Origin of the sequence: Bradyrhizobium sp. LB14.3, from assembly GCF_040547985.1 — a bacterium.
GTDB lineage: Bacteria > Pseudomonadota > Alphaproteobacteria > Rhizobiales > Xanthobacteraceae > Bradyrhizobium.
In genome coordinates, this window is record NZ_JBEPQT010000009.1 from 20,083 (window position 1) to 39,579 (window position 19,497).

Annotated in this window: 17 protein-coding genes; 11 read left to right on the forward strand and 6 right to left on the reverse strand. The window is 64.5% G+C overall.

What is annotated here, in order from left to right:
• Positions 1–3 precede the first annotated feature (3 nt).
• Positions 4–819 carry a DUF2927 domain-containing protein gene (locus ABIB00_RS18375; RefSeq protein ID WP_247441632.1) on the forward strand — a complete coding sequence of 272 codons (816 nt, stop codon included), beginning with the start codon at positions 4–6 and terminating at the stop codon, positions 817–819.
• Between the two features lie 34 nt (positions 820–853).
• Here the strand turns inward: ABIB00_RS18375 and ABIB00_RS18380 are convergent, their stop codons facing one another.
• On the reverse strand, positions 854–1,660 hold the full coding sequence (locus ABIB00_RS18380) for a class I SAM-dependent methyltransferase (protein ID WP_354105319.1): 807 nt from the start codon (positions 1,658–1,660) through the stop codon (positions 854–856).
• Positions 1,661–1,749: 89 nt separating this feature from the next.
• Positions 1,750–2,877, reverse strand: a complete 1,128-nt coding sequence (locus tag ABIB00_RS18385; RefSeq protein ID WP_354105320.1) for a threonine synthase — start codon at positions 2,875–2,877, stop codon at positions 1,750–1,752.
• A gap of 110 nt (positions 2,878–2,987) precedes the next feature.
• On the opposite strand from ABIB00_RS18385, the gene ABIB00_RS18390 reads away from it, so the two are divergent.
• The 4 genes from ABIB00_RS18390 (at position 2,988) to upp (ending at position 7,137) form a co-directional block, all read left to right on the forward strand.
• The gene (locus ABIB00_RS18390) at positions 2,988–3,623 is read left to right on the forward strand and encodes a VOC family protein (protein WP_354105321.1); all 636 of its coding nucleotides are present in this window, start codon (positions 2,988–2,990) and stop codon (positions 3,621–3,623) included.
• A 282-nt stretch (positions 3,624–3,905) separates the two neighbouring features.
• The gene (locus tag ABIB00_RS18395; protein WP_354105322.1) at positions 3,906–5,162 is read left to right on the forward strand and encodes a GTP cyclohydrolase II; all 1,257 of its coding nucleotides are present in this window, start codon (positions 3,906–3,908) and stop codon (positions 5,160–5,162) included.
• A gap of 7 nt (positions 5,163–5,169) precedes the next feature.
• Positions 5,170–6,408 carry a URC4/urg3 family protein gene (locus tag ABIB00_RS18400; protein WP_354105323.1) on the forward strand — a complete coding sequence of 413 codons (1,239 nt, stop codon included), beginning with the start codon at positions 5,170–5,172 and terminating at the stop codon, positions 6,406–6,408.
• Between the two features lie 99 nt (positions 6,409–6,507).
• On the forward strand, positions 6,508–7,137 hold the full coding sequence (gene upp, locus ABIB00_RS18405) for a uracil phosphoribosyltransferase (protein WP_247348786.1): 630 nt from the start codon (positions 6,508–6,510) through the stop codon (positions 7,135–7,137).
• Between the two features lie 8 nt (positions 7,138–7,145).
• Here the strand turns inward: upp and ABIB00_RS18410 are convergent, their stop codons facing one another.
• Entirely contained in the window at positions 7,146–8,255 is a 1,110-nt protein-coding gene (locus ABIB00_RS18410; protein WP_354105324.1) for a M48 family metallopeptidase, read from the reverse strand.
• A 3-nt stretch (positions 8,256–8,258) separates the two neighbouring features.
• Positions 8,259–9,404, reverse strand: a complete 1,146-nt coding sequence (locus ABIB00_RS18415) for a YjgN family protein (protein WP_502917845.1) — start codon at positions 9,402–9,404, stop codon at positions 8,259–8,261.
• A 310-nt stretch (positions 9,405–9,714) separates the two neighbouring features.
• Here ABIB00_RS18415 and ABIB00_RS18420 point away from each other — a divergent pair, with 310 nt between their 5' ends.
• Positions 9,715–10,980 carry a cytochrome P450 gene (locus ABIB00_RS18420; protein WP_354105326.1) on the forward strand — a complete coding sequence of 422 codons (1,266 nt, stop codon included), beginning with the start codon at positions 9,715–9,717 and terminating at the stop codon, positions 10,978–10,980.
• Between the two features lie 31 nt (positions 10,981–11,011).
• A complete protein-coding gene (locus ABIB00_RS18425) occupies positions 11,012–12,286 on the forward strand; it encodes a cytochrome P450 (RefSeq protein ID WP_354105327.1) in 1,275 nt (424 codons plus the stop codon).
• Between the two features lie 242 nt (positions 12,287–12,528).
• Here the strand turns inward: ABIB00_RS18425 and ABIB00_RS18430 are convergent, their stop codons facing one another.
• Positions 12,529–13,449 (reverse strand): LysR substrate-binding domain-containing protein, encoded by a 921-nt coding sequence (locus tag ABIB00_RS18430; RefSeq protein ID WP_247348776.1) that lies wholly within the window; start codon positions 13,447–13,449, stop codon positions 12,529–12,531.
• Between the two features lie 126 nt (positions 13,450–13,575).
• On the opposite strand from ABIB00_RS18430, the gene ABIB00_RS18435 reads away from it, so the two are divergent.
• The 4 genes from ABIB00_RS18435 (at position 13,576) to mdlC (ending at position 18,486) form a co-directional block, all read left to right on the forward strand.
• Positions 13,576–14,745 carry an acyl-CoA dehydrogenase family protein gene (locus tag ABIB00_RS18435; protein ID WP_354105328.1) on the forward strand — a complete coding sequence of 390 codons (1,170 nt, stop codon included), beginning with the start codon at positions 13,576–13,578 and terminating at the stop codon, positions 14,743–14,745.
• Positions 14,746–14,754: 9 nt separating this feature from the next.
• Complete coding sequence (locus ABIB00_RS18440) at positions 14,755–15,858, forward strand: CaiB/BaiF CoA transferase family protein (RefSeq protein ID WP_247348772.1); 1,104 nt, start codon at positions 14,755–14,757, stop codon at positions 15,856–15,858.
• Between the two features lie 15 nt (positions 15,859–15,873).
• On the forward strand, positions 15,874–16,731 hold the full coding sequence (locus ABIB00_RS18445; protein ID WP_354105329.1) for an HTD2 family dehydratase: 858 nt from the start codon (positions 15,874–15,876) through the stop codon (positions 16,729–16,731).
• 132 nt (positions 16,732–16,863) lie between these two features.
• Positions 16,864–18,486: a benzoylformate decarboxylase gene (gene mdlC, locus ABIB00_RS18450; RefSeq protein WP_354105330.1), complete on the forward strand. Its 1,623-nt coding sequence runs from the start codon at positions 16,864–16,866 to the stop codon at positions 18,484–18,486.
• Between the two features lie 172 nt (positions 18,487–18,658).
• Here mdlC and ABIB00_RS18455 read toward each other — a convergent pair whose 3' ends face one another.
• On the reverse strand, positions 18,659–19,453 hold the full coding sequence (locus tag ABIB00_RS18455; RefSeq protein ID WP_247441602.1) for an SDR family oxidoreductase: 795 nt from the start codon (positions 19,451–19,453) through the stop codon (positions 18,659–18,661).
• Between the last annotated feature and the right edge of the window lie 44 nt (positions 19,454–19,497).

Below are 19,497 nucleotides of genomic sequence, written 5' to 3' on the forward strand. Positions count from 1 at the left end.
GCAATGAGCGCATTGGCCCCGTCTTCGTCCGGCTTTCGCATCGCCCTGCTGGCGCTCGCCACCGTCGCGTTCGTCCCTGACACCGCTACCATCGCCGTCGCGGGCGAATTGCCCGCGATCGCCTCGCGCCAGCGCGCCGAGAAGAAGAGCTTTACCGACGGCGAGATCGTCGATGGCTTTCTGAAGACGGCGTTCGGCGCCGAATACCACCTTGCCGGCCGTGTCGATCGCATCCGCAAGTTCGACGGGCCGGTGCGCGTGTTCGCCGAGAGTGACCGCGCCGACCGCAAGGCGCAGCTCGCAAAAGTCGTGGCCGACATCGGCAAGCGCGTGCAGCATCTCGACATCGCCATGATCGACACCAGCGAGGCGGCGAATGTGCGGGTGAAGCTCGTGCGCGACAGCGATCTGTTCCGCACCATCTCGAGCTTCTACGGCGCGGCGAAGGCCCGCGAGATCCGCACCTCGCTCGATCCGCAATGCCTGTCCGGCTTTCGCAAGAACGACAATTACGAGATCGAGCATTCCGACGTCATCCTCACCGTCGACAACGGCGATTTCACCTTCCTCGACTGCGCCTATGAGGAGCTGCTGCAATCGCTCGGCCCGATCAACGACACCGCGAGCGTGCCCTGGACCATGTTCAACGACAACGTCTCGATGGGGTATTTCGACGTCTACGACCAGTACATCCTCAACCTGCTCTACGATCCCCGCATCAAGGCCGGCATGACTATACAGGAAGTCAAGGCGGTGCTGCCCGACGTGCTCACCGATGTGCGCATTTGGGTGACGCGCGTGAATGATCTGAAAGAGTGAGGCGCCTTCCCTACAAAGGGAGAAGAGAAAGCAGTCACACTTTCCTCGCCTTCGTCATCAGGAATTGCTGGCGCATCACGTTGTTGCTTCCGTCGAAATATTCGGAGATCAGCGCCTCGAACTCGCTGCGCAAACTTCGCAGCTTGTCCGGCTCGTCCTTGTACTGGGCGACGAGCTTGATCAAAGGCCCGATCGTCGTTTCCATGGTGCGGCGGAAATGCTGCGGGCTGAGTGCGGACGGATTCATGATGTCCATCTCGAACGAAATATCCTTCGCTTTCCCTGCGAGACGTTCGGCGATGATCTTCGGATCACCCCACGACACCGGTGAGGCCACGCCCTCGGGCGGCGGCAGATGGCGGCCGATCAGCGCGAACATCCGTCCGACATAGAGATGCGGCGGCCAGGTGGAGAAGGCGATGGTGCCGCCGGGCTTCAGCACGCGCAGCATCTCGCCGATGGTGACCTCGGGGCGCGGCGCGAACATGTGGCCGAACTGGCTGAGCACCACGTCGAACTCGTTGTCGCCGTAGGGCAGGCTTTCGGCGTCGCCTTCGGCGAAGTCGAGATCGAGGTTCGCCAGCTGCGCGTGCTCGCGGGCGCGCTCGATCAGGACCGGAGACAGGTCGAGGCCCCTGACCTTTGCACCGCGGCGCGCCGCCGTGATCGCGGCAACGCCGGTGCCGCATCCGACATCCAGCAGCCTTTGGCCGGTAGCGACCCCGGCGAAACTCACGAGCTTGGCCGCCGCGGGCGTCGTGAACACTTCCATTGGCGTGAATAGCGACCAGGCCTCCTTCTGGACTGCCTTGAAACCAGCAAACGGGTCTTGCGCGGTCATGGAACTCTCCCTTCGCTCGACGTCAGTTTTCATGAGGCTAACCAAGGATGCCAAAGGTTCAACGCACCGCAAAGGCGGTCGCGCCAGCCCTACTGCACGAGATCGGCAACTGTGGTCGCGGCCTTGAGGCCCGTGCCGGTCAGCACCGCGACCGTGATCTCGTTCGCCTTGATGGCGCCTGTGGCGGATAGTTTTTCCAGGGCCGCGGCCGCGCTGGCGCTGGTCGGCTCGGCGAACAGGCCCTGCCGTGCCAGGCGGCGCAGGGCGGCGACGATCTCATCCTCCGTGAGCGCAACGGTGCCGCCGCCGCTCTCGCGTAAGGCGCCGATGATCTCGCGCAGGCGCAAGGGATTCTTGATGACGGTGCCTTCGGCGATGGTCTTGTTCACCTCGCGCGCGACAGGCGTGTCAACGCCCGCCTGAAAACTCGCATCGATCGGCGAGCAATTTTGAGGCTGCGCCGCGAACAGCCGCGGCAGCTTTGCGATCTGGCCTGCCCTCAGCAACTCGCGGAAGCCGAAGGCGCAACCGAGAAGCGAGCTGCCGGCGCCGACGGGGACAATGACGTTGTCGGGGGCGCGAAAGCCGAAATCTTCCCAGATCTCATAGGCGAGCAATTTGGTGCCTTCGAGAAAGAACGGCTGCCAATTGTGGCTGGCGTAAAAGGTCTGGCTGGACTGGCGAATGGCTTCCGCCTCGGACTCCTCGCGCGGGCCCTCGACGAGCTGCACCGCCGCACCATAGGCACGCACCTGCGCGATCTTGGCTGGCGACGTGGATGCCGGCGCCAAAATCTTCACGCGCATGCCGCCGGCGGCACCCAACCCCGCCATCGACGAGCCGCCATTGCCGGATGAATCCTCCAGAATGGCGTCGACACCGATCTGGCGGAGGAAGGACAGCATCACCGCCGAGCCGCGGTCCTTGAAGCTGCCGGTCGGGTTGAACCATTCGAGCTTGAAGAACGGGCGCAGGTCACCCCAATCCTGCTGCACCAGCGGCGTGCAGCCTTCGCCGAGCGTGATCGGCTTTGCGATCTCGACCGGCAACGCCGCCCGGTAGCGCCAGAGCGATCGGGTGCGGGGCTCGATGTCCTCGCGCGATATGCCCGCCCCCGGCGTCACCAGCAGAGGCGTGCGCTCGTCCGAGCACCAGCGCGGCTGGTCCAGCGGATAGAGCTTTGCGTTGCGGGGGTCTACGTAGCTGGCGGCAGGCATGGCGTTCTCCGGAGACAGAGCCGATCTGTCGATATGTCCGAATATGCCGGTTTTATCCAGTCACCTGTTTGGATGGTGTAGACGCGGCCAATTTGTGCAAGATGTTGACCATGCTCCGTCTTGACCACATCACCGTCGCCGCCAGCGACCTTGCCGAGGGCGTTGCCTATGTCGAGCAGGCGCTCGGCATAGCGCCGCCGGCGGGCGGTGCGCATCCGCTGATGGGAACGCATAATCATCTGCTGCGGCTGAGCGAGACGGCGTTCCTCGAAGTCATCGCGCCGAACCCGTCGGCCCCGGCGCCGACCCGGCCGCGCTGGTTCGCGATGGACGATCCGCGAACGCATGCAGCGCTCGCATCCTCGCCGCGGCTGATGACCTGGGTCGTGAGCACATCCGATATCGCATCAGCGCTTGCGAAGATCCCGCAAGCCGCCCGGCCGGCGATCCCTGTGACGCGCGGCAATCTCGAATGGCTGATCTCCGTCCCGCCCGACGGCTCGATGCCGTTCGATGGCGCGTTTCCGACCGTGATCGAGTGGCCGGCCGGCCCGCATCCCGCCTCGCGCATGCCCGACCTCGGCTGCGCGCTGGTGGCGTTCGAGATACGGCACCCCGAGGCGGACACGATCCGGTCGTCGCTGACGGGCTTTCTGGACGATCCCCGTATCCGTTTCAGCCGTGAGCCCGAGCCGTCGTTTCGCGCGGTGATCCGGACACCCAAGGGCGAGCGGCAACTGGCTTAGGCGCGCCAGGAGGCGCCCGCCCCTTTAAAAATACAAACAATTACATAGATATAGCTCACAGCCCGTGGCCCGTGCCGGCGTCGCGCGCCGGTCATAGCGCGCGAATACCTGGATGAACAGCATCGGCAAGGGCGAGCCTGCGCGGGCACGATTAACTTGTCTGTCGCAGCTCACCGCTACAATATGTTGGATTGATCTTGCGCCGCTGGTGTTCCGCACCGGCAACGCGACCGAGCCAGGCCCGTCCGAGCGGCGGGCCGTTGGCTTTTTGGGAGTTTGGTCATGAGCCGCGCGAACCGTACCGACCACATCCGCCTGACCTCCCATCCGGAGCCGGGCCGGAAGGCCGCCTTCCCGATCCACTGGGGCGCCGCCGACGCACGCGCCCGCGGGCCGATCATCGGCACGGTGTCGCGTGCTGGGGATCGCAACGTGATCGGCAGCCATGGCGGCTCCTATGCGATGTACCGGGCGCTCGCAGTGTCCGCCGGCGCGCTCGATCCTATCCGGCGTCCCGATCTCACCAACACCTTTCCCGCGGCGACCATCGGACCGTTTCCGCAATGGAGCGATCCCGCAAAAATCGTCGCGCTCGATCCCTGGGGGCATCTCGTCGCCGAGAATTTCAGCAAGGACATCGCCGAGGGTATCGACATTCGACCGAGCATCGCGGTAACGCGCGCGCGGCTGGACCTGCCGGAGATACGCGAAGCGCTCGCCGCAAAACGCCTGCGCGCCGACGGCGATGTCGTCCACGCCAATGGCAGCGTGTCGGTGGTGAAGATCGCGATCGATCCGGTCTGGTATCTGCCCGGCCTTGCGGAACGCTTTGCGACCAACGAGACCGAGCTGCGGCGCACGCTGTTCGAGCAGACTGCCGGCATGTTCCCCGAATTGGTGACGCGGCCGGACATGAAGGTGTTTCTGCCGCCGATCGGCGGCACCACCATCTACATGTTCGGCGACGTCACCAAGCTGCCCGACCATCGCACCAAGATCACCTGCCGCGTCCATGACGAGTGCAACGGCTCCGACGTGTTCGGCTCCGACATCTGCACCTGCCGTCCCTATCTCATCCACGGCATCGAGGAATCCGCGCGCGGCGCCCAGGAGGGCGGGCTCGGGCTCGTGATCTACAACCGCAAGGAAGGCCGCGCGCTTGGCGAGGTCACGAAATTCCTGGTCTACAATGCGCGCAAGCGCCAGGAGGACGGCGATGCGGCTGCCGCCTATTTCGAGCGCACCGAATGCGTCGCCGGCGTCCAGGACGCGCGCTTCCAGCAATTGATGCCTGACACGATCCACTGGCTCGGCCTGAAGCGCATCGACCGTTTCCTGTCGATGAGCGACATGAAGCACGACGCGCTGACCTCGCAGGGCATCGACATCGTCGAGCGCGTGCCGATCCCGCCGGAGCTGATCCCGGCCGACGCCTATGTCGAGATCGCCGCGAAGAAGGCCGCCGGCTATTATTCGGACGACATCGCGCCGGCGAAGGACGTCGACGACGTGGTCGGGCGTTCGCTGGAAAAATACTGATCAATTGATGGCAGACGCTTTGGAACTGCAGGCCCGTTCGCTGCTCAGCGCAGCAGCGGTTCGCGCGCGTGCCGGCGAGATGCTCGAGATCGGCCTGAACGGCGGGCTGACGCATTTCACGATCGATCTCGATCGCATGGACGGCGTTGCGGAGGCCGTGCTCGCGGTCACGCGAAAAGCCTATCCGACGCTTGAGATCCCGTTCCACGCGCGGTGGCGGCATTTCGTGTTCGGTGGCATCGACCGCTGGGCGCGACTTGCGGACGCGGCCTCATGGCCCGATCGCGCGGCGCGAGCGCGTGCGGAGTTTGACCTTGCCATCGTCAGCGTGCTGCTCGATGCCGGCGCGGGTGCGGCGTGGCGATACCGCGACGCCGTGACGGGACAGGGCATTGGCCGATCCGAAGGGCTTGCGATCGCAAGCCTCGACATGTTCGCGAGCGGCCTCTTTTCCCGCGATGCCACCGTACCGTTCAGGACCGATGCGGACGTGCTCGCAAAACTGCCGCTCGCCGCGCTCACAGCCGCCTTTCAGGTGAGCAATGCCAATCCGCTGCTCGGGCTCGAAGGACGCACCGATCTGCTGCGGCGTATGGGCAAGCTGGTGGCGGAGCGAGCGGACGTGTTCGGCTCGCACGACACACCACGGCCGGGCGGCCTGTTCGATCACATCGCGGCGCAGGCGAATGGCGGCGCGCTTCCCGCACCCGCGATCCTGTCCGCCGTGCTGAACCAGCTCGGACCGATCTGGCCTTCGCGGCTGGAACTTGCGGGAATTCCGCTCGGAGATTGCTGGCGCCATCCTGCAATCAAGACGGACGATGCGACTGCGGGCCTTGTGCCCTTGCACAAGCTATCGCAATGGCTGAGCTACTCGCTAATCGAGCCGCTCCAGCGCGCCGGATTCAATGTCACCGACATCGACGGCCTGACCGGGCTTGCCGAATATCGCAATGGCGGCCTGTTCGTCGATCACGAGGTGCTGCGCCTGCGCGATGCGGCTGACGTCGAGCGCGCGCATGCGGTGGATTCAGCTCTCGTCGTGGAGTGGCGCGCGCTGACCGTGGCGCTGCTCGACCGGCTTGCCAAACTGGTTCGCGCAAAACTCGGCCGCACCCCCGATACATTGCCGCTCGCCAGCATTCTGGAAGGCGGCACCTGGGCCGCGGGCCGCGCCATCGCGTTCTCCCGCCGGCCCGACGGTTCGCCGCCGCTCAAGGTGATCAGCGACGGCACGGTGTTCTGATAACCAGATCGTTTGAATTCGCGGAAACAGACCTCTCATCCGGCGCTTCGCGCCACCTTCTGCCACAAGGGGAGAAGGGAAAAAGCAAGAGCATCCATTATGGAAGGCGTCACGATCGTCGATCATCCGCTGGTGCAGCACAAGCTGACGCTGGTGCGGGACAAGTCCATTTCGACAAAGTCATTCCGCGAGCTGATCAAGGAGATCGGCATGCTCCTGTGCTACGAGGTGACGCGCGACCTGCCGCTCACCGACGTCGTTGTCGACACGCCGCTGGCACGGATGCACTCGGCCAAGATCGCGGGCAAGAAGCTGGTGTTCGTTCCCATGCTGCGCGCCGGCACGACTTTCGTCGACGGCATGATGGATTTGGTGCCGACCGCGCGCGTCGCGCATATCGGGCTCTACCGCGAGCCGCACAGTTTTGCCGCGGTCGAATACTTCTTCAAATCGCCGTCCGACCTCGGCGAGCGCCTCGCGATCGTGGTGACGCCTGTGGTTGCGACTGCCAACACGGCCGTCGCCGCAATCGACCGGCTGAAGGAGCGTGGCGCCAAGGATATTCGGCTGGCCTGCCTGATCGCCGCGCCGGAGGGACTGGAACGGCTGCGCGGATTGCATCCGGACGTCCCGATCTGGACGGCCGGGGTGGATGAAGGTCTCGACGAGAACGGCTTTATCCTGCCGGGCCTCGGCGACGCCGGCGACCGCGCCTATGGGACGCGATAATGCGAAGCTCAGATCTTCCCGCTGCCGCAAATCAACTTCAGCGACTGCCACTCCGTATCCGTGAGAAGCGGCGGGCCGCTGGCGGGGCGGCCTTCTTTCGTCATGCGGGCGAGGCGGTCCTCGGTCAGCGGATGGCTCGCGAGGATCGACGTGAGGCCGCCGCCTTCCTTGCCGGTGATGCGGAACATCAGTTCGGCCGCGGGCTTCGGCGAGCGGCCGAGCTTGTGCATGATCTCGATGGCAAACGTATCCGCAGCGGTCTCGGCCTCGCGCGAATAGGAAGCCTCGACCACGCTGCGCGAGGCGAAGATCACGGCGCTCGAGCCGGTGACGTCACCGAACAACAGGCCGATCAGGAACGAGGTGCCGCCGTTGTAGATCAGGCCGCGCATGTTGTCGTGGTGCTTGAGATGACCGAGCTCGTGCGCGAGGATACCGGCGATCTCGTCGGGGTTTTCGGCCTTGTCGAGCAGGCCCTTCAACACGAAGACCTTGCCGCCCGGCAGCGCGAACGCGTTCGGCACCGGGGTCGGCAGCACGCCGGCGGTCATGGAATCGTCGTCGAGGCCGGCGGCATCGCGCAGCCGATTGACGAGTTTGATGAAGGCCGCTTTCCCCGCCGCATCCTCGCACACGCTGCGGCCGAAGATGGTCTTCACCTGGACCTCTGACGCATCGCCGATGCGCCGCTCGATTGGTTTCGGCACCAGCGGCGCGAGGCGGTCGGCAGCGAGGGGCACGCCGAACAGCACGACGCAGACGATGGAGACGGCGGCAGCCATCGACCAGCCGACGATTTTTGCGACGCCGCGGCGCGAAGTCTGGTGCTCGTCGAGCCGTACGCAGCGGGCAGCCACGTCCGACGCGAGCAAAGCGTCGCGGATTTCCAGCCGCGCCAGCGTCGGCGCGGAAGCGCAGGCGAGCCGCAAAATGCCGGCCGGGCTGTCGGCGCGGCGGATGTCGGTATAGGGCCAGACAACGGGCGTCCCGCCCTCTTCGAGGATCTCCAGCGCGTCGCCGAGCACCAGCGTCACCTGCCGCCTGCGGCTCGACACGCCGTCGAAGAAGATGGTCGGCTTTGCGGACTGCGCCGGGGCCTCAGCGAATACGTCACTCACAGCTCAAAATCCCGCGACATCGAGTCCATCGGCAAAACCTTCGCCGAGTGCGCTGGCGAGCTCGCCGCTCCCACGCACATCCGCCGCGGCCGCGATGTTGTGCACATCGACGGTTTCCAGCACCTTGGCCCAGAGATCGCGCTGGAGATAGACGCGCATGACGATGTTAAGGGCAAGGGCGAGTGCGAAATAGCCGACGACCATCATCACCAGCGTCGGAATGCTCTTGGCGGCATTGCCGGGCCCCAACGCCTGCTCGACCGAAAGGCCGCTCAGCGTGACGACGAGCATGGTCGCTCCGCCGATATAGGCGCCGAAGATGGCGGAGAGCAGCGTCCACCAGCCGATCACTTTCCAGTACAGGCCGTAGAATGCGTTGTGCGGCAAATCCGAGGACAGGCTGACGCCACCGATGCGGATGCCGTCGAGCCACCAGCGCCATTCGCGCGCCTTGAACTCGGCATAGAAGAACGGCGCGAGCGGGAAGATCACCAGCGCGATCGGGCTGAGCAGCCACAGCCACCAGCCGCGCTTGAAGAACGTCCAGCCGTCGCCTGCGAATTCGCCGCGCAAATTGCCGAAATGGGTGTGCCGCATCTTGTAGCGTTCGAGCGACGCCTCGCGCCACGGCAATGCGAGACCAAGCGTCAGGAACACCAGCAGGCCCCACAGCATGGCGCGGAACGAATAGACCCAGCCAGATCCGTCCATCCAGAACCGCACGCCGCGCCAGACCGTGCGCGTCAGGCGATAGCGCCGCGCGCGAAAGATCGCGAACTGGCCGAAGGCGTAGAAACTGATGAACAGCGGCGTCGAGGCAAAACCCTGCCAGCGCTCGAACTCGATGCCGACGAGGAAATAGGCGAGGTAAATCGGCACCAGGATCGCGAGCGCGAACAGGAAGCCGACGAGGAGCTCCTTAGCCCGACCGGTATATTCCGCGGCATCGCCATCGACCGCGGTGTTGGCCCACAGATGACGGCGGATGTCGGTGACGAGCCAGAACCGGTAGAAACCAAAGGTGACCAGCTCCAGCAGGGCACCCTTGGTGACCAATTTGCGAAACTCGGTGCGGTTGCCGGTGAAATCGACCCGCGTGGGCGGCAGCGGCGGCGGTAAGGGTTCGGAGCCGATGGGGGCCCATTGCATATCGTTCACGGCAGCAACCTCGGGGTGCGGACCTGGTTCGATCAAACTATAGATCAGAGATTAGTCGATCCCCAAGATGGCCGGGTTCGATTTGGCTCGATTCCAGTCGATTTCTTGCACAATTCCCCGCCCAACGGAGTGCGCGAGATCACGTTCGCGGGGCGGCGTGACGGCCGTCCGACGCTTCGTGAAGGTTGGATGTGGCAAAACTCTCCCTTGCTCCGACGCAGACAACCGGCTGTAATTGCAAATCAAATACCGCAGCGCAAAATTCAACGAGAACGCGCGGTTCACGCCAGGGAGAACGGTCATGCACGGGACCATCGAGAGCGCGGCAAAGCTCGACGCATTGCGCGAGCGTGCGACGTCACTGCCGCTGGAGCAATTCGACCCGGGCGATCCTGAGTTGTTCAGGACCGATACGTTCTGGCCCTATTTCGATCGCCTGCGCCGCGAAGATCCCGTGCACTACTGCAAGGACTCGATGTTCGGGCCGTATTGGTCGGTGACGCGCTACAACGACATCATGGAGATCGAGACCAATCATTCGGTCTTCTCCTCGGCCTCCTCGCTGGGCGGCATCACCATCCGCGACATCGATCCGGAACTGCGCCGCGAGAGCTTCATCTCGATGGACCCGCCGCGCCACGCGGCGCAGCGCAAGACCGTGGCGCCGATGTTCACGCCGACGCATCTGGACAATCTGGCGCTGAGCATCCGCGAGCGCTCGGCCGAGTGCCTGGACAATCTGCCGCGCGGCGAGGTGTTCGACTGGGTCGACCATGTCTCGATCGAGCTCACCACGCAGATGCTCGCCGTGCTGTTCGACTTCCCCTGGGAGGATCGCCGCAAGCTGACGCGTTGGTCGGACATCGCGACCACCATTCCCGGACCCGACGGCCTCGTCGCCACCGAGGACGAGCGTCAGGCGGAGCTGACCGAATGCGCGGGCTATTTCGCGCGGCTCTGGAAGGAGCGCATCGCACAGCCGCCGAAGAGCGACCTCCTGTCGATGATGGCGCATGGTGCCGCGACGCGCGACATGGACGCGAAAAACTTCCTCGGCAATCTCGTCCTTTTGATCGTCGGCGGCAACGACACCACTCGCAACACCATGTCGGGCTCGCTCCACGCGCTGAGCCAGCATCCGGAGCAATATCGCAAGCTGCGCGAAAACCCCGCACTGCTGGACAGCTTCGTGCCGGAAGTGATCCGCTGGCAGACGCCGCTGGCTCATATGCGCCGCACCGCGCTTGCGGACTTCGAGTTCCGGGGCAGGCAGATCAAGAAAGGTGACAAGGTCGTGATGTGGTACGTCTCGGGCAACCGCGACGCCGACGCGATCGAAAAGCCCTACGAGTTCATCATCGACCGCGCCCGTCCGCGCACCCATCTCTCGTTCGGCTTCGGCATCCACCGCTGCGTCGGCTTGCGGCTTGCCGAACTCCAGCTCAAGATTATCTGGGAAGAGATCCTCAGGCGATTCGACCATATCGACGTGGTCGGCGAACCCAAGCGGGTCTATTCGAGTTTCGTGAAGGGACTCGAGACGCTGCCGGTGAAGATTACGGCGTGAGGCGAAGGAAGAACCAACTGGAGCCACGACCATGAACATCCAAGCGCCGGTTAACGTGGACAAGGCCGAACGCATGCGCAGGGCCCGCGAGGAGGCCTATGCGACGCCGCTGGCGCAGTTCCATCCCGGCGCGCCCAGGCTGTTCCAGGACGACACCCTGTGGCCGTGGTTCGAACGGCTGCGCCAGGAAGAGCCGGTGCACTACTGCACCAATGCGCCGATCGACCCGTATTGGTCGGTGGTGAAGTACAACGACATCATGCATGTCGACACCAACCACAGCCTGTTCTCTTCCGATTCGACGCTCGGCGGCATCGGAATCCGCGACGTGCCTGAGGGTTATGATTGGCCCAGCTTCATCGCGATGGACCAGCCGCGGCATTCGTCGCAGCGCAAGACGGTGTCGCCGATGTTCACGCCGACGCATCTGGACGAACTGGCAAAATTGATCCGCCAGCGCGCGCAGACCGTGCTCGACAACCTGCCGCGCAACGAAACCTTCAATTTCGTCGAGCGCGTCTCGATCGAGCTGACGACGCAGATGCTGGCCACCTTGTTCGATTTCCCCTGGGAAGAACGGCGCAAGCTGACGCGCTGGTCGGATGTCGCGACCGCCCTGCCCAAGAGCGGCATCGTGGCCTCGGCCGAAGAGCGCCGCCGCGAGATGGACGAATGCTATGCCTACATGTCCAAGCTGTGGAACGAGCGCGTCAACTCCGCGCCGCGCAACGATTTGTTGTCGCTGATGGCACACAACGACGCCACGCGCTTCATGGACCCCAACAACCTCATGGGCAATATCATCCTGCTCATCGTCGGCGGCAACGACACCACCCGCAATACCATGACCGGATCGGTGCTGGCGCTGAACGAGAACCCGGACCAGTACGACATGCTGCGGCAGAATCCGGCGCTGATCGATTCCATGGTGCCCGAGGTGATCCGCTGGCAGACCCCGCTCGCGCATATGCGGCGCACCGCGCTTGAAGATACCGAGATCGGCGGCAAGCACATCAAGAAAGGCGACCGCGTCGTGATGTGGTACGTCTCGGGCAACCGTGACGAGGAGATGTTCGAGAGGCCGAACGATTTCGTCATCGACCGCCCGCGGCCGCGCACCCACCTCTCCTTCGGCTTCGGCATCCACCGCTGCGTCGGCATGCGCCTCGCCGAGCTGCAGCTCAAGATCGTCTGGGAGGAGATGCTGAAGCGCTTCGACCGCATCGAGGTGGTGGGCGAACCCAAGCGGATCTATTCGAGCTTCATCAAGGGATACGAGTCGCTGCCGGTGAGGATTCCGGGGTAGGCGGCTACGCCGTCATTGCGGCGCGTTCAACTCTATCCCCTCACCCTGAGGAGCCTGCGAAGCGGGCGTCTCGAAGGGCGAGGCCGAGAGCGGGGCCTGCATCCTTCGAGACGCGCGCAAGGGCGCGCTCCTCGGGATGAGGATGAACACCTTTCGCGCGGATATAAAATTCCGGCATGACAGCTCGCACAACATGCGATGGGTCGCACACGGCCTTCTGTCCTAAACCGCACTGAAAGCATCTAGCTCAACTTGATGTCCCACACGCCGTCCTTGCGGCAGGCGGCGACCTCCTCGCGCAGGAGGGCGGTGACGGCGAGCGAGGCCGTCGAAACCGGACGGTCGATCGGAGAGGCGAATATGAGCTCGCGCGTCATCGGCTTCGAGACGACAGCGGTTTCCAGCCGCCCGTCCGCAACCTCGCCGTGGACCGACGAGGGCGGCAGCAGCGCGAAGCCGAGGCCTTCCTCGACGAGACTCGTGAGCACGCGGAACGAATCCGCCTCGAGCTGGATGTTGAGCTTGATCTTGCGCTGGGCGGCCGCGTGCTCGATCAGCGCGCGGAGGCCGTGGGAATGACTGGGCAGCACCAGCCGTTGCCGCAGCAGCCAGCCGACATCGACGCTCTTCTTGCGCGCCAAGCCACAACCGCGCGGCCCGACCGCAACGATGTTGTCGCGGCCGAGGCTTTCGACGTTGAGATGCAGATCGGCGGAGCGGCCGTAGAGGATGGCGAGATCCATCTCGCCGCGATGCAGCCATTCGACCAGATGACCGCTGTAGCTCTCGACGATGCGCAGCGAAATGCCGGGAAATTTTTCGACGCAGCGCCGTGCGAAGCGCGCCGACAGCACGCAGCTCACGGTCGGAACCAGGCCGAGCACGACCTGGCCAGATGGCGGCCCCTTGGACGACTGGATGTCGTCGCGGATCTGGTCGATCTGCCGCACGATGCCGGAGGTGCGCGCCAGCAACAGGCGGCCGGCGTCCGTGAGCACCATGCCGCGGCCGTTGCGGGTGAACAATTCGATGCGCAGCTCGTGTTCCAGCAGCTTGATCTGCCGGCTGAGCGCCGGCTGCGCCACGCGCAACGTGTCGGACGCCTTGGAGAGGCTGCCGAGCTCCGCCACGCAACTGAAGGTCCTGAGCTGACGGAAATCCATGCTTGCCAATCCTGGAAGGCTACTCCATACGCTATAGCAAATGAGCATAGGGGGCTGGCATTGTTTTCACAACGCCAGAGGATCGGCCGGCGTTATCTTAACTGCCGCACCCAACGGAAAACGCCCATGAGTGAAGAACACCACAGCGAAGATCATGCCGACATCCGCGAAGCCGTCGCAAAGCTCTGCGCGCAGTTTTCCGGCGAATACTGGCGCAAGCTCGACCGTGAGATGGCTTACCCCAAAGCGTTCGTCGATGCGCTGACCGAGGCCGGTTATCTCTCGGTGCTGATCCCCGAGGAATATGGCGGCGCAGGGCTCAAGCTTTCTGCGGCCGCCGCAATCCTCGAAGAAATCCAGCGCGCGGGCTGCAACGGCGGCGGCTGTCATGCCCAGATGTACACGATGGGCACCGTGCTTCGGCACGGCAATGACGAGCAGAAGGCAAAATACCTGCCGAAGGTCGCAAGCGGCGAACTGCGGCTGCAGGCGTTCGGCGTCACCGAGCCGACCAGCGGCACCGACACCACCTCGCTGAAGACTTTTGCGCGCAAGGACGGCAATGCCGGCTACATCGTCAACGGCCAGAAAATCTGGACCAGCCGCGCCGAGCATTCCGACCTGATGCTCCTGCTGGCGCGCACCACGCCGAAGGACCAGGTCAAGAAGCGCACCGACGGCCTTTCCGTGTTCATCGTCGACATGCGCGAAGCCAAGGACAAGGGTCTCGAGATCCGTCCGATCCGCACCATGATGAACCATGCCACCACCGAAGTGTTCTTCACCGACATGAAGGTGCCGGCGGAAAATCTGATCGGCGAGGAAGGCAAGGGCTTTCGCTACATCCTCTCCGGCATGAATGCCGAACGCATTTTGATTGCGGCCGAATGCGTCGGCGACGCCAAATGGTTCATCGCCAAGGCCACCAACTACGCCAAGGAGCGCAGCGTTTTCGGCCGGCCGATCGGCCAAAATCAAGGCGTCCAGTTTCCGATCGCCAAGGCCTACGCCGCGATGCGCGCCGCCGAGCTGATGGTGAAGGAAGCGACGCGGAAATACGAGGCCGGGCTCGACTGCGGCGCTGAAGCCAACATGGCGAAGATGCTGGCGGCCGATGCGTCCTGGGAAGCAGCGAATGCCTGCGTCCAGACCCATGGCGGCTTCGGTTTCGCCGAGGAGTACGACGTCGAGCGCAAGTTCCGCGAGACGCGGCTCTACCAGGTCGCCCCGATCTCGACCAACCTCGTGCTGTCCTTCATCGCCGAGCACGTGCTCGGCATGCCCCGCTCGTATTGAGGCCGCATCATGGGAGCTCTTGACGGGATCAGGGTGATTGCGGTCGAGCAGGCCGTGGCAGCGCCGTTCTGCTCGTCGCGCCTGGCGGACGCCGGCGCGGAAGTCATCAAGATCGAGCGGCCGGAAGGCGATTTCGCCCGCGGCTATGACGCGGCGGCCAAGGGGCAGAGCAGCTACTTTGTGTGGCTCAACCGCGGCAAGCAATCGGCGGTGGTCGATCTCGCCACCAAGGAAGGCTGCGCCGAGCTCGAGAGGCTGATCGCGAGCGCCGACGTGCTGATCCAGAACCTCAAGCCGGGCTCGATGGACAAGCTCGGCTTTTCGCGCGAGCGGCTGCTGAAGGATTATCCAAAACTGATCTCGTGCACGATCACCGGCTATGGCGACGAGGGCCCCTACGCGCACCGCAAGGCCTATGATCTCTTGATCCAGGCCGAGAGCGGACTGGCTTCGATCACGGGCAATCCCGACGGCGCCTCGCGCGTCGGCATGTCGATTGTCGACGTTGCGACTGGTGCCACGGCGCATGCGGCGATTTTGGAAGCGCTGATCGGGCGCGGGCGCACCGGCAAGGGCGCCGACATCCGTATCTCCATGTTCGACGTGATGGCGGACTGGTGCACCGTGCCGCTGCTCAACTCCGAAGCCGGCAATCCACCGAAGCGCATGGGCCTGCGTCATCCCTCGATCGCACCCTACGGCGTGTTCACCTCCAGCGACGGCAAGGACATTCTGATCTCGATCCAGAGCGAGCGCGAGTGGAAGACGCTTTGCGCAAAAGTGCTGGACCAGCCGGATTTGTCCTCCGATCCCCGCGTCGCCAATATGGTCGAGCGCGTGCGCAACCGCGACTTCACCGACCAGACGGTCGCGGATGCCTTCGGCAAGATGACGCGCGATGAGCTGCTGAAGCGGCTGTCCGATGCCGATATCGCCTTTGCCGAGGTCAACACCATGGCCGACCTCACCAACCATCCGCATCTGCGCCGCATCGAGGTCGACACGCCGCAGGGACGTGTCAGCTATCCCGCGCCGGCGCCGATCATTGTCGGCGAGACGCGCGCCTATGGCGCGGTGCCCGGCATCGGCGAAAATCCCCAATCCAGGAAATAACCAGAGCGAGGCGTCATGACCGTGAAGCTCGACATCGATCATCTCAGGCAATGGATCGGCCGCAGCGAAGAAGCGACCGACACCGTCACCGCGCAGCTCGTGAAGGGTTTGCGCGCGACGCTGTTCCAGGAGGTCGGCGCGCCCAAGGCTGGCGATGCGGCGCCGTTCACGGTGCATTGGTGCCTGGCCCAGCCGGTGTTTCCGATGTCGATGCTCGGCCCAGACGGCCACCCCACCCGCGGCGGCTTCCTGCCGCCGGTGCCGCTGCCGCGCCGGATGTGGGCCGGCGGCGAGATCGAATTTTTTCAGCCCCTGCGCGTCGGTGATGAATCGACGCGGACCTCGCGCATCGTCGATGTGCAGGTAAAGACAGGATCGACCGGCACGCTGTGCTTCGTCTCGGTCGAGCACAGCATCTCCTCGCCGCGCGGCGTCGCCATCCGCGAGCGCCAGGACATCGTCTATCGCGAGATGACAACCACGCAGGCCACGACCACAAAGGCCCCGCCTCCGCCGCCGCAGGCGCAGGCGCAGCATCGCGAGACCTACGTGTCGGATCCCGTGCTGCTGTTTCGTTATTCTGCACTGACCTTCAACGGCCACCGCATCCATTACGACCGCGATTATGTCACTGCGGTCGAGGGCTATCCGGGCCTGATCTTCCACGGACCGTTGCAGGCCACGTTCATCATCGAGATGGCGGCGAAGCTGCGCGGCGGCAAGGCGCCGACGAAGTTCACCTATCGCGGCGTGCAGCCGCTGTTCGAAGGCAGCGAGTTTTCCATCAACGCCAACGAGACCGAGGCCGGCATGGAGCTGTGGACCGCGAACGCGGAGGGACAGCCGACCATGAAGGGCACGGCGGTGTGGTAATCCTCGTCATTGCGAGCGCAGCGAAGCAATCCAGAATCTTTCCGCGGAGATAGTCTGGATTGCTTCGTCGCAAGGGCTCCTCGCAATGACGTGGGGCTGGGAGCGTCGATAAATAACAGGGGACGGAAACCAATGTCCAAGAACGGCAAGACCGGCAACAAATCCGTCACCGTCAAGCAGGCCACGCTCGACCTGCTGCGATCCTTTGGCATTAAGAAAGTGTTCGGCAATCCCGGCTCGACCGAGCTGCCGTTCCTGAGCGACTGGCCCGATGACATCGACTACGTGCTGGCGCTGCAAGAAGCGAGCGCCGTCGGCATGGCCGACGGCTACGCGCAGGCGACACGCAATGCCGGCTTCGTCAATCTTCATTCGGCGGCCGGCGTCGGCAACGCACTGGGCAACATCTACACCGCGCATCGCAACCAGACGCCGCTGGTGATCACCGCGGGCCAGCAGGCACGTTCGATCCTTCCCTTGCAGGCGTTCCTGTTTGCGGAGCGCGCGTCCGAATTTCCGCGGCCCTACGTAAAGTACAGCGTCGAGCCGGCGCGGCCCGAGGACGTGCCGGCGGCGATCGCGCGCGCTTATTACACAGCGATGCAGCCGCCATGCGGGCCGACCTTCGTGTCGATCCCGGTCGACGACTGGGCCCATGCGGCAGCTCCCGTCGAAGCGCGCAAGGTCAGCCGCGAGATCGGCCCCGAGCCTGATGCAATGAAGGCGCTGGTCGCAGCACTGGCCTCGGCCAAGCACCCCGCCGTCGTCGTTGGGCCCGGCGTCGACCGCGCCGGCGCCGTCGACCTGATGGTGCGCGTCGCCGAGAAGGCGAAGGCCAGCGTCTGGGTTAGCCCGTTCTCGGCGCGCTGCTCGTTCCCCGAGCGGCATCCGCAGTTCGCAGGTTTCCTGCATGCGTCGCCGGCGCAATTATCGGACGCGCTGCGCGAGCACGATCTCATTGTCGTCATCGGCGCGCCGGTTTTCACCTTCCACGTCGAAGGCCACGCCGCGATCTTCGACGGCAGTGCGGCGATTTTCCAGATCACCGATGACCCGGATGCCGCGGCGGTGACGCCGGTCGGCACCAGCATCATCGCGACGATGAAGCCGGCGCTAAGCGCGTTGCTCGACCTGTTGCCGGAGAGCAAACGCGCCATGCCGACCGGCCGCACGCTGCCGCCGGCGCCACAGGCTGCCGATCCGCTGCCGGTCGAATTTCTGTTGCACTCGTTGTCGCAGGCGATGCCGGAAGGCGCGTCACTGGTCGAGGAAGCGCCCTCGCACCGGCCGGCGATGCAAAAATTCATGCCGATGCGCGGCCAGGACAGCTTTTACACCATGGCAAGCGGCGGCCTCGGCCACTCCCTGCCCGCCGCGGTCGGCATGGCGCTCGGCAAGCCGAAGAGCCGCACGGTGTGCCTGATCGGCGACGGCTCGGCGATGTACTCGATCCAGGCGCTGTGGACCGCAGCGCAGCGCAAGCTGCCGCTCACGATCGTCGTCATCAACAATTCCGGCTACGGCGCGATGCGTTCGTTCAGCCAGGTGATGCAGGTGCGCAACGTGCCGGGGCTCGAGCTGCCGGGGATCGATTTCGTGCGGCTCGCCGAAGGCATGGGTTGCCATGCAGTGCGGGTGAGCAAGGCGGCGGAGCTTGGCGAGGCGCTGAAGCGCGGGCTGGCGTTCGCGGGGACGAGCCTTGTGGAGGTGGTCGTGGATTCGGCGGTGCCGGTGCTGTACGGGCAGAAGCATTAGCAGCGCGCTGCGATTTCATGTCGTCGTCCTGGCGAAAGCCAGGACCCATTACCCCAAGAGGTAGCTTGGCGAAGGCTTTTCATTTGGTATTGCGACCGCGCGCTCCAGTTAGATCACGCGGTATGGGTCCTGGCCTTCGCCAGGACGACACTGAAGTTGTCGTGCGCGCTCCCTACGTCCCGAACTCGTCCCGCATCTTCGCCTGGATCTTGGCCATACCGCCGATCCAGCGGTCGTAATTCTCGGTCTTCTTGCGCATGTAGCCGAGCACCTGCGGGTGCGGCAGGATCAAAAAGGTCTCCTGATCGAGGCCGGCGAGCACGTCCTTCGCGACCTGCTCCGGCGTGAGATCGCCGTCGCCGGATTGCGGGCCCTTGGGGATCGCGCGCAGCATGTTGGTGTCGACGCCCTGCGGGCAGAGGATCGAGACGCGGATGTTGTGGGCCTTGTGCGAGATCGCGAGGTTTTCGGCAAAGCCGACCGCCGCATGCTTGGTGGTGGAGTAAGCGGGACTGCCGACCTGCGACAGCAGGCCTGCGGCCGAGATCGTGTTGAGGAAATAGCCGCCGCCGCGCGCCTTCATGCGGGGGATCAGATGCCGCGCCGCATAGACATGCGCCATGACGTGGATAGCCCAGCTTCGCTGCCACGGCTCGTCTGACGCGCCGCCGGCATTTTCCGACGTCGGATCGAAACCGCCGCCGATCCCGGCATTGGAGCAGAACAATTCGATCGGGCCGAACTGCCGCTCGGTCTCCTCGATGACGTGGGAAATATCCTTTTCCTGCGCGACGTCGCATTTGAAGGCCGCGCCATTCATTGTAGCTGCAACCGCCCTCGCGTTGGCGGCGTCCATGTCGGCGACGACGACCTTGGCCGCACCAGCCTTGTGAAACGCCTCGCACAGCGCCTTGCCGATGCCGTTGGCGCCGCCCGTGACGACCACGACCTTGCCGGTCACCTGCATGCGACGTCTCCTCTTGTCTTATACCGCTTCGCTTATTCCGCTTC

What these genes read in the sequence shown, in the direction of transcription:
- mdlC (WP_354105330.1), top strand. Translation starts at nt 16,864, where the DNA reads ATGTCCAAGAACGGCAAGACCGGCAACAAATCCGTCACCGTCAAGCAG.
- ABIB00_RS18455 (WP_247441602.1), bottom strand. Translation starts at nt 19,453, where the DNA reads ATGCAGGTGACCGGCAAGGTCGTGGTCGTCACGGGCGGCGCCAACGGC.
- upp (WP_247348786.1), top strand. Translation starts at nt 6,508, where the DNA reads ATGGAAGGCGTCACGATCGTCGATCATCCGCTGGTGCAGCACAAGCTG.
- ABIB00_RS18390 (WP_354105321.1), top strand. Translation starts at nt 2,988, where the DNA reads ATGCTCCGTCTTGACCACATCACCGTCGCCGCCAGCGACCTTGCCGAG.
- ABIB00_RS18380 (WP_354105319.1), bottom strand. Translation starts at nt 1,660, where the DNA reads ATGACCGCGCAAGACCCGTTTGCTGGTTTCAAGGCAGTCCAGAAGGAG.
- ABIB00_RS18375 (WP_247441632.1), top strand. Translation starts at nt 4, where the DNA reads ATGAGCGCATTGGCCCCGTCTTCGTCCGGCTTTCGCATCGCCCTGCTG.
- ABIB00_RS18415 (WP_502917845.1), bottom strand. Translation starts at nt 9,404, where the DNA reads ATGCAATGGGCCCCCATCGGCTCCGAACCCTTACCGCCGCCGCTGCCG.
- ABIB00_RS18430 (WP_247348776.1), bottom strand. Translation starts at nt 13,449, where the DNA reads ATGGATTTCCGTCAGCTCAGGACCTTCAGTTGCGTGGCGGAGCTCGGC.
- ABIB00_RS18440 (WP_247348772.1), top strand. Translation starts at nt 14,755, where the DNA reads ATGGGAGCTCTTGACGGGATCAGGGTGATTGCGGTCGAGCAGGCCGTG.
- ABIB00_RS18435 (WP_354105328.1), top strand. Translation starts at nt 13,576, where the DNA reads ATGAGTGAAGAACACCACAGCGAAGATCATGCCGACATCCGCGAAGCC.
- ABIB00_RS18395 (WP_354105322.1), top strand. Translation starts at nt 3,906, where the DNA reads ATGAGCCGCGCGAACCGTACCGACCACATCCGCCTGACCTCCCATCCG.
- ABIB00_RS18385 (WP_354105320.1), bottom strand. Translation starts at nt 2,877, where the DNA reads ATGCCTGCCGCCAGCTACGTAGACCCCCGCAACGCAAAGCTCTATCCG.
- ABIB00_RS18445 (WP_354105329.1), top strand. Translation starts at nt 15,874, where the DNA reads ATGACCGTGAAGCTCGACATCGATCATCTCAGGCAATGGATCGGCCGC.
- ABIB00_RS18425 (WP_354105327.1), top strand. Translation starts at nt 11,012, where the DNA reads ATGAACATCCAAGCGCCGGTTAACGTGGACAAGGCCGAACGCATGCGC.
- ABIB00_RS18400 (WP_354105323.1), top strand. Translation starts at nt 5,170, where the DNA reads ATGGCAGACGCTTTGGAACTGCAGGCCCGTTCGCTGCTCAGCGCAGCA.
- ABIB00_RS18420 (WP_354105326.1), top strand. Translation starts at nt 9,715, where the DNA reads ATGCACGGGACCATCGAGAGCGCGGCAAAGCTCGACGCATTGCGCGAG.